The sequence below is a fragment of the Oceanobacillus alkalisoli genome (genome assembly GCF_022213125.1).
GTDB lineage: Bacteria > Bacillota > Bacilli > Bacillales > Amphibacillaceae > Oceanobacillus > Oceanobacillus alkalisoli.
Genome location: NZ_JAKNRA010000054.1, coordinates 1 through 334, shown reverse-complemented (window position 1 = coordinate 334; position 334 = coordinate 1). Strand labels below are relative to the sequence as shown.

At 35.9% G+C, this 334-nt stretch carries 1 pseudogene; it reads right to left on the bottom strand.

Features of this window, described 5'->3' with window-relative positions:
• Window positions 1–334, bottom strand: a pseudogene (locus tag L3V42_RS18115) (IS5/IS1182 family transposase); the annotation flags it as partial.

Sequence of the window (334 nt, the reverse complement as noted above, 5' to 3'; positions counted from 1 at the left end):
CACAAATTGCTTCCGAACTTGTTTTGGAAATTTACGTTCCGAACGGATTTTCTTACGCTCACTTCCAACTTCACACGCTTCAATCTTATCGTCATATTCCTCGATTCTTTCGTCTAACTTTTCAACGATTTCTTCAAGTTCTTGTACCGACAACTCTTCTTCGCTTTCTTGTTCAATGGCTGGAATAATTTCTTTTTCTAACAACTCATCGTACAGTTGATTTGATTTTTCAATCAGCTTTTCACTATATCGTTCCGTGGATTTCCGCCAAACAAAAGTAAATTTATTTGCATTAGCTTCGATCTTCGTTCCATCAATAAAAATAGCTTCTTCT